This window comes from Clostridioides sp. ES-S-0054-01 (assembly GCA_021561035.1).
Taxonomy (GTDB): Bacteria; Bacillota; Clostridia; order Peptostreptococcales; family Peptostreptococcaceae; genus Clostridioides.
Genome location: CP067346.1, coordinates 2,069,352 through 2,085,376 on the forward strand (window position 1 = coordinate 2,069,352; position 16,025 = coordinate 2,085,376).

Genomic DNA, 16,025 nt, shown 5'->3' on the forward strand with positions numbered 1-16,025 from the left:
TAATTGAAAAACCTTTTTTATCTTCTCACTTTTTAATTCTCATTTTTAAAATTTAAAAATAAATCTTAAAACACTTTGTCTGTATATTTTTTAATATAAAACTTACAAAATCTAAACTAAAACATAAAATAGTGATGCAATAACAGATTACATCACTATTTTTATACATCTAATAATCAATAATAAAATAAGTTTCTAGTGGTCTCTAAGAGGAGATTTCTCATCCTTTTTAACATTTAACTCTTCTTTTACAACATTCCATTTTTCAAGACCAAACTTAGAAACCATAACAGCTTCTGCAGCACCTTTTCCAAGTCTTCTTACAGTATCCATACCTGTCTCGTCCTCTTGGGCACCTTTTGCTTTTCCATCTTTACTCCATATTGTACCACCTATATAGCATCCACCTAAACCTCCAGATACTAACATTTCATGCATTAGGAAGAAATTTATTATAGGAAGTTTTGTAAGTTCTTGACCACCATATCTAGTTCCACCAGTAGTTATAGCTGCCCCAATCTTATTTTGAAGTTTTCCTGGATGAACTAAATACATTGGACGAAGTCTATTAAATACTGCTGTAAGTTGAGCAGTTATATTCATATCATAAACCGGAGAACCTACTATAATTCCATCTGCCTCCAATATTTTTTGCTCTAATTCTTGTATATCATCTTTTATGATACACATAGTTTCTTTTCTTATACATGCATCACAATGTACACAAGGGCTTATTTTTTTCCCTCTAACTGACCAATACTCTGTTTCTATACCAGGTATAGTTTCTGCTTCTTTCAAAGCTTCTAATACTGCATATTCTGTTGCTCCTTTACGTGGACTTCCACAAATACCTAATATCTTTGCCATAGCAATATCTCCTCATCAAATAAATCTATTTTTATTATCATTTACAAATACAATAAATTGTTATTTCTACTTTAACTTCTATTATTTTAATTTTATTGGTAATGAATGTATTTCTACATCAGTTGCATTATATACTGCATTTGCGACAGCTGGTGCAACTGGCACAACAGCACATTCTCCAATACTTTTACCACCAAAAGGTCCAGCTTTTTCATAACCATTTACAAATGCAATTTGACACTTTGGCATATCTACAGTTCTAAATAATTTATACGTTTTAAAATCAGTAGCCTTAGGTCTACCTTGCTCATCAAATGCCAACTCTTCACTAAGTGCATATCCTAGACCCATATGAATTCCACCTTCTAATTGACCTTCTAAATTTAGAGGATTTATAACTCTACCAACATCATGTACAGCTACAAAATCAACTACTTTTATATCCTTAGTTTCTTTATCTACTAAGACTTCAGCAAAATGTACACCATAAGAAGTACGTCCAGCTGGTGAAGAATAGTCTTCAACAACAGTTAACTCTCTTAATGATTTACTTTGACTATATACTGCAACATCAGAAAGCGATGCTTTTATATTTTCATTAAGTTTACTAATTACATATCCACCATCTAGATATAACTCTTCTTTTGATGTTTCAAGTAATTTTTCTGCTTCTTCTAATATAAGTGTCTTTAATTTTTCTGCTGTCTTTTTAGCTCCTCCACCTTCTACAAATACCCCTCTACTTGCATAGTCACCAAGGTTGAATGTACATGCATCAGTATCAGTTTCAAATGTATCAACTTTATCAGGTGTTATTCCTAAAACTTCAGCTACCATCATTGTTTGCATAGTTACAACACCATTACCCATATCATGTGCTCCTGTAAGTAGTGTCAATGTACCATCTTCATTTAATTTAAGAGTCAATGTGACAACATCTCTATGTGCACCAAAAACTCCATTACCATGTGCACCTATTGCCATACCTATACCTCTTAAATACTTTCCTTCTTCTTTTGGAAGTTTTTTCTTCTCATCCCACTTAAACATCTTCTTGCCTTGCTCTATACAATCCAATACTCTAGGATTTCCAAGAGAACCATGGAAAATTATATCAACATCATCTGGTTCTACAGCATTTTTATTTTGGAAGTCAACCAAATCCATCCCTATTTCCTTAGCTATCTTTGCAAATTGAGCTTGTTGAGCCATAAATATTTGAGGTGAACCATAGCCTCTCATAGCTCCTGCAATTGGTGTATTTGTATATACAGGCATTCCAGTAAACTTTATATTTGGTATTTTATAAACTTTAAACACTTTATGACTAAGTGCTCCTATAACATTTAAAGCACTTGATGCATATGCTCCTGTATTTGTGTATATTTTTATATCTTGTGCTATTACTTCTCCATCTTTATTTACACCAGTTTTTAATTTTACAAAAGACCCATGACGAGTTCTTGTTGATATCATAGATTCTTTTCTTGTGAGAACCATTTTAACTGGTCTTCTCGTCATTTTTGACAGTGCAGCTGCTACTGGTTCAATTGTAAGTTCTAATTTTCCACCAAATGAACCTCCAATAGCAGGTCTTATAACTCTTACTTTATTTAACGACATCCCAAAAATTTGAGACAATATTATTCTAAATCCAAATGTATTTTGGCAAGGTGTATGTACAGTTAATTTATCATTATAATCATAGTGTGCAATTACACTATGAGTCTCTATTGCACTATGATGTATCGCTGGAGTAGAGTATTCATCTTCAAATATATAGTCACATTCTTTGAAGCCTTTTTCTACATCTCCTCCATTTATATTATTTTGTGAAACTATGTTTGAATCTCCATGTATACATATGGCATCTTCTTTTATTGCATCTTGTATAGTAAATACAGCTGGTAACTCTTCATATTCAACCTTTATAAGTTTTACAGCTTTTTCTGCTATTTCTAGTGTTTCCGCTGCAACTGCTGCAACACGGTCACCAACAAATCTAACTGTATCTGAAAAAACAACTTCATTTTCAGGTATATTATGCTCATAAAATCTTAAAGAACCATTGTATTTTCTTTGTGATGTATTAAGATGAGTGGCTATAGCTCTAACACCCACTACTTTCTCAGCTTCACTTGTATCTATACTTTTTATCTTTGCATGTGCTACAGGGCTTAAAAGCATTTTAGCATGAAGTACATTTTGTGGTTTCATATCAGCCACATATTTCATTTGACCAGTAACTTTTAAAGCTGCATCTTTTAGAGGGTATGATTTTCCTATTACCTTTTCCATAATTATCTACCCCCTAATCTAGCTGCAGATAATTTTACAGCTTCTATAATTTTTACATATCCTGTGCATCTACAGAGATTTTCCTTAAAAGCCTCTCTAATTTCATCCTCATTAGGAGATGCATTTCTATTTAAAAGAGCTTGTGTTGTTATAATCATACCAGGAGTACAATATCCACATTGTACAGCTCCAACCTCTATAAAAGCTTCTTGTATTGGATGAAGATTTTCCCCATTAGCAAAACTTTCTATAGTGTATATAACTTTACCTTCACAGTTTATTGCAAGAAGTTTACAAGATTTTATGTCAACACCATCTACCAAAACTTTACATGCTCCGCAACTGCCACTATTACAACCTTGTTTCGCTCCAGTTAGATTTAATTTTTCACGAAGTACATGTAAAAGAGTTTCATTCTTTTCAACTTCTACTTCATACATGTAATCATTAATATTTAATTTTATTTTTTCCATTTTCTCCTCCTACAGATAAACTAATGTTGTAATAGAATATTATTACAATCTCATTTTAATATTAGTATAAGCTATTCCACTTATGTCCTTCCATTCTATTAGTTACATTAGCTCTCTTACATAATTCTTCTGCTGCATGTTGTGCATTCAATAATACTTGTTCTTCACTTTCGATTGTAGTTACTTTTCCATCTTCAAGCACTATATTTCCATCAACTAAAACACTTTCTACATTATGCATACTAGCTGAGTATACCAAAGTTGATACAGGATTGTGAAGAGGTATTGATTTTGGAGAAAGCATTGAATTAAATATTACTAAGTCAGCTTTTTTTCCAATCTCCAAAGAACCTATTTCGTCTTCCATTCTAAGAGTTCTTGCTCCCTCTATTGTCGCCATTTCAAGAACTTTCTCTGCAGAAATTGCAAGAGGGTCACAATTATTTACTTTATGTTGTAAAGCTGTTAGTTTCATAAGCTCTACCATATCTTGTGCATTATTACTTGCTGCACCATCAAGACCTAAACTTACATTTATGCCTTTTTTTAACATTTCTGGAACAGGTGCAACACCAGAGGCAAGATACATATTGCTTGCTACATTATGAGAAACTTTTATATCATACTTTTTAAGCATTTCCATGTCCTCATCAGTTATACATACACAATGTACTGCTACAACTTCTGGACCTACTATACCCCATTTTTCAAGCAATTTTATATCGATTTCTCCATGTATATCCTTTGTTGCTGTTCTTGCAAATTCTGTTTCAGATATATGAACTGTAAAATACGAATCATATTCTTTAACTATATTCCAAAGCATTTTACCCATTTCTTCAGATATAGCCCACATTGAAGAAGGTGCTACACAGATTTTTATTCTTCCGTTTTCTGAATTATGATATTTTTCAAATACTCTTCTCAAATCTTTTTCAACCGTTTCCACATCTTCTATAAGTTCTTTATGAATACCTAAATCTATACAGCCTCTACCTACAACTCCTCTTATACCTAAATCTTTATATGCTTTTACTATTCCATCTGTAAGCCCTGGTCTATTATGTGTATGCATATAATCAACCATTGTAGTTATACCACTTTTTAAACCTTCCATACATCCAAGCATTGCAGCATCATAAGTATCTTGTTCTGTTAAGAATTTTGCTGATGGAAACATCATTGTATTTAACCACTCGTGCAGTGCCATATCATCGCCTAAACCTTTTAATAATACTTGGAATAGGTGATTATGAGTATTTATAAAACCAGGGAATATCACTTTTCCATTAGCATCTATAATCTTTTTAGCATTGAGATACTTAGGTTCAATATCAGCGGTATTTCCTATATCCACTATTCTATCACCTTGAATAGCTATTGCTCCATCGAATATGACTTCTCTATCTTTATTAACTGTAACAATTATTGCATTTTTTATTAGTATATCAATCATCTTAAATCCCCCTTCGAATACTTTCATTACAACATTTTATCATATAGCTTTCTCATATTATATCTAATACATTTATCCAATATTTTCCTCAAAGTTTGAAGTAACGTTTTCAGCATTTTTACTTGACTTTAATTTAAATAATGTTTGAAGTAATATAGCTATTATTGCTCCAGAAACTATACTTGAACCTCCAAGGACAGTTCCAACTGTTGCTGGAAATTGGTCTAAAACTTGTGGAGCAGTTGTAAGACCTATACTTGTTGCTATAGATACACCTGCTATAAGATTGTTTTCTTCAGTAAATCCATCCATACTCATAATAGAAAAACCAGACATTGCTATTGACGAGAACACTACTAAAGTTGCTCCTCCAACAACACAAGATGGTATAGTTGTCATTATTGCTCCTAGTGCTGGAGATATTCCTGCTAGTAATAATACAAGTGCACCTAGTGCTATTACAAATCTACTTGTAACTTTATTCATAGATACAATTACTGTATTTTGGCTAAATACTCCAGTTGGAAGAGCTGCAAATAATGACGAAATTATAGAAGTTACAGAATTTCCTAAAACAACTGATGATAACTCTTCATCAGTTACCTCTCTATCCATTGCTCCTATTGTAGCTATTGTACATGCACCCATCATATCAGCTATACCTATTATGTAAATAATAGTAAACATTACTATTAACTCTGGTCTAAACTCCAATCCAAAAGCTGCTGGTGTTGGTAAAGATACTATAGATGCTCCTTGAACTGCTGAGAAATCAACTAATCCTAAAACTAAAGATATAGCATAACCTACTAATATTCCTATTAATATTGAAGAATTTTTTACTAGACCTTTACCGTATTTGTTTATCATTATTATTACAAAAGCAACTATAATTCCCACTGCAAAGTTTATTGGATTTCCAAACGTTTGTGCACCTTCTCCGCCAGCTAAATTCTTTATAGCTGTTGCAAATAATCCAAGTCCCATACATGCTATTATAGTTCCAGAAACTATTGAAGTGAATATATGTCTAATTTTCTTAACTCCAAATCCTACAAAGAATACGATTACCCCAGCAGCAATCTGTGCCCCGAATAGAGCGGCTAAACCATCTTTAGCTGCTACTGAAAGACATGCTCCTAAAAATACATAACTCATTCCCATCATTACAGGTAATCTTGAGCCTAACTTAAATCCTTTAAATAAAGGTATTGGATATAATTGTAAAAATGTTGCCAAACCTGCTGCTAACATAGAGCCCTGAATCAACATTGTTGCTTGCCCCTGGTTAAGTCCTACCACGTTTGCTATTAATATCGCAGGTACCATATTTCCTACTATCATTGCCAATAGATGTTGCAAAGCTAAAGGTATTGATTCCTTTAGTGGTGGTATCCCATCGACATCATATTTTGAAGTATTACGTGTTTTCATAAAATAAATCCTCCCATACATAAATATCTTGACTAAATATTTTTATAATTATTTTCTATAAATATTTTTATGACCATGAATTTATTGCTCAACCGATAAACACAGCTAAACTGAGCTATTTTTATAAAAAATTAACAAACTTGCAAATATTCCCTCCCCGATTTCCTATTTGAATAAACATTAATTGCCTGGTATATATTTATTTGCTAAATTTTTTATTAAAATGAATAGCTATCAAAAACAATCTAACAATCTCATAATAAATGATTTAAACAACCCTTTCAAATTATTATGTCTTAATTAGTCTCTTCCATAACAGCTCTTTCTTTAGCTTCATCCTCTAGACTTTTATTTGGTATTATTAGATTTAAAACGAATGCAACTAGTGTAGCAATTACTATTGGAGATTCTCCAAATACCAATTTTACAAATGAAGGAAATGCCTCTTGGGCTGCTGGGACTGATGTTATTCCCATTCCTAAAGCAATTGCCAAACCAACAATAGTAATATTTCTTGATGACAACTCTTCTGTAATAATTAACTTTATCCCTGTCATTGTTATCATACTAAATATAGATATTGTAGCTCCTCCTAAAACAGAATATGGTATAGTAGTCATTAATGCACCAAATTTAGGTACAAACCCCGACAATAACATAAATATACCAGCCATTCCGAGCACAAATCTACTTATTACTTTGTTCATAGCTACCATTCCCACGTTTTGGCTATATGATGATGGTGGCAAACCTCCAAACAAAGCTCCTATCATAGTACAAATTCCACTTCCTATTACTCCACTTGATAATTCCTTGTCCGTGATATTCCTATCCATACCTCCCATTGTAGTAGCTGATAAATCACCAATTGCTTGAACAGCATTGATTATACTTACAATTACTACCGATATTATTACAGGCATATCAAATTCCATTCCAAATTCAAGTGGTTTAGGTACTGCAAACCAAGCTGCCTCTCTAATAGGGTCAAAATTTATTATACCCAAAGCTAAAGATACACAATATCCAACTATAATTCCCAAAAATATTGCTGCCAATTTTGCATATCCTTTTGCAAATTGACTAAGACCTATAACTACCACTAGTGTTATAGCTGCTACTGCCCAATTTTGCATGGAGCCATAAGTAGGGCTATTTACACCACCTGCCATATAATTTATTGCTATAGGATACAAAGATAATCCAATTGTAAAAACTACGGTTCCTGCAACTATATTCGGAAAAAATTTTCTTATCTTTTTTATGAATACCCCTATTAATACTATAGCCACTCCCCCTATTAATTGTGCACCCAAAATGCTTGCTAATCCATAATTTCCTCCGACTGCTACAAGTGTTGGTACATAAGTAAAACCAACTCCAAAAATTATAGGCAATCTTGAACCAATATTTCCTATTGGATATAGTTGTATAAGTGTCGATATGCCAGCTATTATTAATGCATATTGCACCAAAAGTGTTATTTGTGTAGGGCTAACACCCACAGCTCCTCCTACTACTATAGGTACTGTAACAGTCCCAACTATCATTGCCAATATATGTTGCATTGATAGTGGTAAACACTTTAAAATTGGTGGCCTTCCATCAATATCAAACATAGAAATATTCTTTTGATATTTACTCAAGGTTATCACTCCCAACTATTTTTTAATGACAGTTATTATTATCTCACACAACATCCTTTCTTTTTTTATTTTGTCATCTTAATTCAATATGAAGCAATTATAATGCCAAATTTTTAACAAAATTCTTTTACATATATAATTTTTATTATATTTGTTAGTATTTGATAATTTGTTAAAACATTTATTTTTTTAAATTCTTTTAAATTTTTTTTATTTTTGGATAATAAAATACTATTACACAAAAAAACACTTAGATAATAGTTTTCTAAGTGTTTTTTATCAATTTTATAATTTCAAATTTTAGAATTGAGAATAAAAAGTCTAATTATTATACATCTATTTTTCTATACAATGTAGCTAGCGATATTCCAAGTTTTTTAGCAGCTAGTTTTTTAGATTTAGTATCATTTCCATAAAATTTTAATACTTTCTTTATATACGCTCTTTCAAATTCTTCAAGCGTAAGTATGTCTTGTTCCATACTTATCTCATAATCATTTTCCTCAAGCAGTTTTATATTTATATTATTTAACTTAAAATATTCAATTATCTTTCTGTTTATTATACCTTTATGTATTATCCCATCTTCTTCAAGAAGATTTAAGGCAAGTTCTATAGTATTTTCCAACTCTCTAATATTCCCTGGCCAAGGATATTTAAGTAACATTTGTTCTACATCTGGTTCTATATGGTACACGTTTTTCTTCATCTTTCTAGAATATTTGTCTATAAAATTGTTTATTAATATTTGTATATCGTCTCCTCTTTCTCTAAGTGGAGGTACCTCTAAAGGTATTACATTTAATCTATAGTATAAGTCTTCTCTAAATTTATTTTCCTTAACCAACTCAAATAAATCTCTATTAGTAGCTGATATGATTCTAACATCTATATCAATTAGTTCATTTGAACCTATTCTCGTAAACTTCTTTTCCTGTAGTACTCTCAATAGCTTTGATTGCAGTTGAATTGGCATATCTCCTATCTCATCTAAAAATACTACCCCTCCATTGGCCAATTCAAATTTACCAATTTTACCTTTTGAATCTGCTCCACTAAAAGCTCCTTTTGTATACCCAAAAAGTTCACTTTCTAGTAAAGGCTCTGGTATAGCAGCACAGTTTATAGCAACGAATGTTTTATTCCCTCTGTTTCCTGCGAGATGAATGGCTCTTGCTATTAACTCTTTTCCAGTGCCACTTTCTCCAGTTATAGCTACAGTAGAATCGCTATTTCCAATTTTGCAAATTCTATCTTTAAGAGCAAGCATTACATCAGACTCTCCAATTATAGAGTCTACTGTTGTTGTTCCCCAAATATTGTATACTTCCATTCCACCATACATTACTGAATCACTGTGTTTGTCCATAAAATATCAACTCCAAATAAGTATTCTATATAATAATCATTCACATTATCTATTTCATTATATCATAATAGAAAAGCTTAGTTATAATTTAATAATATTATTTTTAAAACAATACTTAATAAAAAGTATATCTACTTAGTTTCAATTTAGTAGATATACTTCTTTCATTTTACAAGAATCCTCTATTAAATAAGCAATTACAATGCCATATTTTATATAGAAATAATTTTCAAAAATTTTAATTTAAATTCTTTAAAATTTTTTTACTATTAAAAATTTTTATATCTGTATAAAATTACTTTTATAAATTTTAAAATTCTTATTTTTAAAATTTATAATTAAAAATTATCTTTTTCAAATCATTTTTTGTGTTTTTTATATCATCTAATCTCACAGTTTTTGCTTCTATAAACTTACCCTTAAATGATTCTGATAATTTCCAAGAACTATAATTTTTATCTTTTTGAATACAGGGATATAATAATATACATCTTTTTGCATTTTCATATGTTGTTATATATGCATACATCTGATATATATCACTTGACCTGTAAAAAACATTTGAATCTACTTCAATAGCTTTCCATTTAGTGTCAATTATAATTTCATATTCATTTTTTAAGTCATATAAAACTATATCTGGTCTTAAATTAAAATTTTTCTTCCCTGTTTGTTCATTTTTTAAGAGAAATTTACTCTTATCTTGTATGTACGTCTCTCTAAATGAATTATCCCATATACTTTTTATTAAAACTCCTATATATTCTTCATACAAAGTATTTATTTCAAATAATATAGAAAATGCATCTTGATTGTTTTGACTGTTATCCATAGATAAATTTAAAAGTATAAGTCTAGCTAGTAAATAACAATCTTTAAATCTATCATTATTTTTATAAAATTTATAATCTAATAATTTTTCTCTATCTACATAAATTAAATCTACATTTTGAAAATAACTTAAAATTTTTTTAATTTTCCCTTGAATTAAATTATCATTTATTCTACATAAAATAGATACACATGCTTTTTTAAGAACTTGATTTAAGAAATTATTTTCACTATATTCATCATACTCACATTTTATTTTCATTGGAGAAATTTGTTTTTCTCTTGCATATGTACTTAATAATATTTTGCCCCTTATAACATTCAAGTTCTCTATTTTATTTATATATTCAAAATGAATTCCTCTCTTCATCTGTGTTTGCATGCTCTCAATAAAATACATAACAAAAAAATTTAGGAGATTATAATTTTTCAAACTCAATCTTATTTTTTCGTTCATTATAATTGGAATTTTATTGCATGTAGAAAGCATCTGTAGTAACATTTCTCTGTCTTTTACAAGATTATCACTTAATGACAATTTAGGAAGTATTTCAAGTATTACATTTTCAAAACATATAATACCTACATAGTTTATGAATCTAAGTTTTTTGTATTTAATATCTATTATATTACTCTTTAATACATTATTATTGTTCTCTAGATATTTAAGCAATTTTTCATATTCAATTTCTGTAAGCTCATTTGCACCATTACCTACTCTTATCCATTCGTAAGTTTCTTTAACATATATATTTTTACTCATATATATTTTTTAACTCCTCACTAGATATGTTTTGTTTTATACAATAGTTAACTTTACTCTCCATTATTGATGTATTATTATTTTTAAATAATTCAGAAGCTATAAGTTCTTCTTTGTAAACAATGTATTTATCTTTTTCATTTCTTCCAATTCCCCCCAAAACCATACCCACTTTCTCTGAATCATAATAAAAATACTCTTGAAGAAGTGGTATTATTTTACTTCTAAATACTACTACTATATCATTAATATTTTCTACACTAAGTAAATAAGCTTGTCCAATGACATGGTCTCTATCATATAAAAACTCTATTCTTTTGTTAATTGTAGATAGCATTTTTCTAATATCTATATCACCTATAACAGGCAATAAATCATAATCTGGCATAATTTCTTCGAAATTAAACCTTCTTCTTAAAGCTATATCTAAGAGTGCTATTGATTTATCTGATGTGTTCATAGTTCCAACTATATACAAATTTGGAGGTAAAGAAAATTTTTCTTTTGAATATGGTAATTTGACAATGGTCTGATTTGATTTAGTGAGCCTTTTATCATCTTCCAATAATGTTATTAACTCACCAAATATTTTAGATATATTACCTCTATTAATTTCATCTATTATTAAAACATAGTTTTCTGATTCTTCAAAATTAAAACTATCACTAGATTCTATATTTTCTAATACTAGTTTCTTTTTTCTCGTTTTTATAGCTTCTAAAGTCAAGCTATCTTTTTCTAACTCAAGCTTCAATTTTTTTTCAAATTTCAATGCATCATAACATGCTTCTATGGATATATCCTTTAATATTCCATCTTCTGGTTTAAAATTTCCTTCACCATCAGACTTAAGGCCCTCTATAAATTCCTCATATCCATATGATTGATGAAATGTACAAAATTCTACATTGTTTTTATAATCTGAATAACCTGTATAATCCCTGTTTTTTAAGCTAGTTTCATTTACTAGATTATAAACCATTTGCTTTGTATTGTATGTTTTACCAGTCCCTGGTGGACCATAAAGTATAGTATTTAAGGGCATTTTATTGGTAAATCTTTTTACATACTTTTCAACTAAACTATTGTTTTCAAATACAACCCACGCATTTCCATCTATATTCTCCTTTTCATACTCTATCCACTTAACAGGAAAAAAGTATCCTCCCTCCAAAGTACTTATTTTCTCCTTATCGAATCCTTCCATAACTTGACATACACCAAATAGACTCTTCATTGTATGGTCATTTTCACATATTACTTTCTCACTATTATATAATAAGATATAATCATCTGCATTTATATTTTTTAAGTATTCCAACTGCTCTAGATTAGTAGGTTGAATAAATAATTCTTCATCATCTACACATTTATCTACATTTTTATAATAATAGTTTTTTAAATACCATTTATTATTGTCACTTTCTTCTACTATTCTTTTTCTCAGTGATTTCTTATCTTGTAACTTAATAATTTCTAAGTACGAGCTAATCTCACTATTATTTAATTTATAAAATTCACTTGTATATACTTTACAACTTGAAACTATATCAAAATTATGCATCCATTTTACTGGTAGTGTATGTCCTAAAATATGACTTAATTCATATCCATTCTCAAAATTTTCTTCAACCATACCAATAGACACATTACATTTAACTTTTTCTTCTATATTTTGATATGCTTTATATAAAAAATAATCTCCTTTTTTAATCGACATAAACTTTTTTATAAAATCTTTGTCATTACAATTCTCATTAATATACTTTTCTGATTTTTTTCCCATACTGAATACTTTTTTTAAATTTATTTTTATATCAAATCCAAGTGCAATTATACTTTCTTCTCTAAAAATCTGTGGCGTGTCTGTTTCCTGATAAAAAAATTCTTCCATTAACCAATACTCTTTAACTCCTATATTTTCAGACATGTATGCTCTCCTTAATATCTAAAATATACTAATTATACAATAAACCTACTTTAATGTTTCCATCTAAATTTTCATTTAGATATAAAGAAAATATTACTTCATAACTCTCTTCTATCTTGCTCTGAATATTATTTATTAAATCATTCAATTCCATTATAGAAAATTTTGGATTTCCTTCAACAAATATAATTCCTTTTTTACTTATAAATTCTTCACCGATATATTCCATTCTGTCAAATAAAATATCAGCCATTTCACTATATCCCCTTGTATCTTCAAATTCTTCAAAAGAATACTTAATTCCTTTATCTCCTAAAATAGCTTCTTTTAAATCAGTTATATCTATATTTATCATACAGGAATCCGAAATAGACTCTATCATGATATTCATTAAATCAACAAATTTAAATACACTGTCACTATTGATTTTAAATTCTCTTCCAAGCTCTAAATCTTCTTTATTTTCTTTTTCTGAACAATCCATTCCTATAGATAAGATTCTTCTTTCATTCGACATATATGAAACAGCTTTTATAATCTCTCTAATCTGTTTATCTTCGGATGAATATACTAAAAATAATATATCCACTCCATCTAAAAGACTTCTAACATATTCTTTTTCTATATCTTGACTTATATTTATTTTTTCTATATCCATATTTGCTTTTATTTTTTCTTCTATTTCATTTATTATATTAATACCCTCAACTCCAATACCAATTATCTTAGCATTCTTATTAAAATTTTCCATTATAATATATATCTCCTTAATAATTATTTAATTTCAACATTTCTAAATATTATACCATATTTTCTTCATAAAAATATCTTAACTCATCTGCCTTATCATAAAGCAACTTATTAATAAACTTTGGCTCCATAACTTTAGCATCACTTCCAAGTGAAAATAAAATAGAAACATACCAATCTATTTCTTCATGTTTTATGAATGTGTTAATTACTCCACTGCCATCTTCATTCAGCTTTATATCTAAATCATAAGAACTACTCTTTATTTTAGAAACACCTTCTTTAGTTAATAATACATTTAGGCAAATAGTTTCACCAATTTTTTTAATACTTAATATACTTTCATATAAATTACTATATGCTGTTTCTAACCACTCGTTCAAACTTATATGTACTTCTTTGCTTTCACCTACTTTTTTAATCTCAATTATCTTATCTATACGAATTAAGATAATTTTATCACTTTTATAATCATATACTGGTGAAAACCATGTTCCTTTATTTAAATATATACCTATAGGACATATATTTTTTTCCAAAACTTGATTGCCAAACTTATACTTAATATTTAAAATTAGAGACTCTGAGGAAGCTCTAAAAAACTCAGCCACATCACTACTTTTAACAGCTTCATCATTAGCTACAAATCCAATGTACCTTTTCATATTTTCTATGCCTATTCTTATATTGCTCTTACGCTCATAACTGACTTTTCTCATTATAGAATTAATTTCTATTTCCATTAATTTATAATTATAAATCTGAAGTGACTTAAGTGCAAATAGTATAGTCATAACCTCTTTTTCTGTAAATACAACAGGAGGTATATAGCTATTATTTAGTACTCTATACCCTCCATTTCTACCTTTCTCTGTCTGAATTGGAAGTCCCATTTTATTTAGTTCTATTAAATATCGCTGGATAGTTTTAGTTGAAAGATTAAATTCCTCTGACAGCTCTTTTATTGTAAACTTTTGTCTATCATTAATATACGTCCAAACATCAGTCAATCTTTTTTCTTTTGACAAATAAACACCTCTTTTCATTAATAATACTCTCAATCAATTAAGTAACTATATATTATTTAAAATTTAATATTAATAATATTTTTATATTTTTTCATTAAAAAACAAAAAAATGGTACTCCTATAATTGTTACTACTACAAATTCTCCAAAACCTACCTGTATCATAGATAAAATTAATGGAAGCCCAAAGAATATATTTAACATTAGCCCAACCACAATCGAATTTATAATAGTAGGCCATATAGAAGCTATAATTAAAGTGATTTTATTTTGCCTACCTAACTTTCTAGTAATATAAATCAGACCTGCACTTATAAATGTGGCTAATGTTCCAAAGATTATATCAGGTACACCATATGGTCCTATTACATTTGCTAAAAAACAACCTAATGTAAGACCTACTATATATCCTTTATCTAAAAATGCCAAAAGCATCATAATCTCTGCCACCCTAAATTGTATTGGACCATAACTTATGAATCCCAATGATAATGTCAAAACTGCATAGATTGCTGTAACAGCTGCAGTTAGTGCTATATTAATACTGTTTTTTCTCATATCTGTCTCCTAGTAAAAGTTTTATTTCTAAAAAATTAATAACATAACTTTATTTTATACAAAATCTATAAACTTAAACAGTTATTTTATACAAACAATTTATTTTAACGAACTATTTTACTAATTCAATTTACATTATACAATATAATACATATAAGCTCAATTTTCTATATATGAAATATATGATATTACAATTATATACAAACTAAAAATAAATTTTCTATTGTTGATAAAAAACAGTAAAAAAGAGCCTTAAAATTAGGCTCTAATAATTTATTTTAAAATCAGTGAACTCTACCGTCTTTTAATTTAGATAATATCATCCAAGTACCTATACAATCAATCTCTAGTTGTTTCTCTATTTCATCGTATAACATTTCCTGATATGATGTATTTAGAACAACATTTTCAACTATTTTAGAAATTTCTTCTTCTGCAAAATCAATTTCTATTTGATTTTGTTTTTCTTTAAAAAATACCTTCACTTTTCTCTGACTTATTGAACGACCCTCAAAGCTGACTAAACATTCTAAAATGTTCTTATCTCCTCTAAAATTATTTACTGCTCTCATATTATTTAGATTTCCAGCCAAAACATCATCCCCTTAGTTAATTTTGTACTT

The 16,025-nt window shown here is 28.8% G+C and carries 13 protein-coding genes; all 13 read right to left on the reverse strand.

Annotated elements, in window-relative coordinates; all coding sequences use genetic code 11:
* Positions 1 to 195: 195 nt before the first annotated feature.
* The 13 genes from JJC02_09945 to JJC02_10005 all read right to left on the reverse strand — a co-directional run bounded on the left by JJC02_09945 (position 196) and on the right by JJC02_10005 (position 15,995).
* Positions 196 to 867, reverse strand: coding sequence for a flavodoxin family protein (locus JJC02_09945; protein ID UDN53235.1), 672 nt, complete (start codon positions 865 to 867; stop codon positions 196 to 198).
* 81 nt (positions 868 to 948) lie between these two features.
* Positions 949 to 3,165, reverse strand: a complete 2,217-nt coding sequence (locus tag JJC02_09950) for a molybdopterin-dependent oxidoreductase (GenBank protein ID UDN53236.1) — start codon at positions 3,163 to 3,165, stop codon at positions 949 to 951.
* A gap of 2 nt (positions 3,166 to 3,167) precedes the next feature.
* Entirely contained in the window at positions 3,168 to 3,638 is a 471-nt protein-coding gene (locus JJC02_09955) for a (2Fe-2S)-binding protein (GenBank protein UDN53237.1), read from the reverse strand.
* Positions 3,639 to 3,699: 61 nt separating this feature from the next.
* Positions 3,700 to 5,094, reverse strand: coding sequence for an amidohydrolase (locus JJC02_09960; protein ID UDN53238.1), 1,395 nt, complete (start codon positions 5,092 to 5,094; stop codon positions 3,700 to 3,702).
* 72 nt (positions 5,095 to 5,166) lie between these two features.
* Positions 5,167 to 6,528 carry a purine/pyrimidine permease gene (locus JJC02_09965; GenBank protein ID UDN53239.1) on the reverse strand — a complete coding sequence of 454 codons (1,362 nt, stop codon included), beginning with the start codon at positions 6,526 to 6,528 and terminating at the stop codon, positions 5,167 to 5,169.
* Between the two features lie 296 nt (positions 6,529 to 6,824).
* Entirely contained in the window at positions 6,825 to 8,147 is a 1,323-nt protein-coding gene (locus JJC02_09970; GenBank protein ID UDN56413.1) for a purine permease, read from the reverse strand.
* 355 nt (positions 8,148 to 8,502) lie between these two features.
* Entirely contained in the window at positions 8,503 to 9,543 is a 1,041-nt protein-coding gene (locus JJC02_09975) for a sigma 54-interacting transcriptional regulator (GenBank protein UDN53240.1), read from the reverse strand.
* A gap of 325 nt (positions 9,544 to 9,868) precedes the next feature.
* A complete protein-coding gene (locus JJC02_09980; protein UDN53241.1) occupies positions 9,869 to 11,137 on the reverse strand; it encodes an McrC family protein in 1,269 nt (422 codons plus the stop codon).
* Positions 11,130 to 13,067, reverse strand: coding sequence for an AAA family ATPase (locus tag JJC02_09985; GenBank protein UDN53242.1), 1,938 nt, complete (start codon positions 13,065 to 13,067; stop codon positions 11,130 to 11,132). Before JJC02_09985 ends, JJC02_09980 begins: the two co-directional genes overlap by 8 nt.
* A 28-nt stretch (positions 13,068 to 13,095) precedes the next feature.
* The gene (locus tag JJC02_09990; GenBank protein ID UDN53243.1) at positions 13,096 to 13,818 is read right to left on the reverse strand and encodes a cell division protein; all 723 of its coding nucleotides are present in this window, start codon (positions 13,816 to 13,818) and stop codon (positions 13,096 to 13,098) included.
* A 49-nt stretch (positions 13,819 to 13,867) separates the two neighbouring features.
* Positions 13,868 to 14,863, reverse strand: coding sequence for a WYL domain-containing protein (locus tag JJC02_09995; protein UDN53244.1), 996 nt, complete (start codon positions 14,861 to 14,863; stop codon positions 13,868 to 13,870).
* Between the two features lie 38 nt (positions 14,864 to 14,901).
* A complete protein-coding gene (locus JJC02_10000; protein ID UDN53245.1) occupies positions 14,902 to 15,402 on the reverse strand; it encodes a QueT transporter family protein in 501 nt (166 codons plus the stop codon).
* Positions 15,403 to 15,686: 284 nt separating this feature from the next.
* Positions 15,687 to 15,995, reverse strand: a complete 309-nt coding sequence (locus tag JJC02_10005; GenBank protein ID UDN53246.1) for a hypothetical protein — start codon at positions 15,993 to 15,995, stop codon at positions 15,687 to 15,689.
* Positions 15,996 to 16,025: the final 30 nt, after the last annotated feature.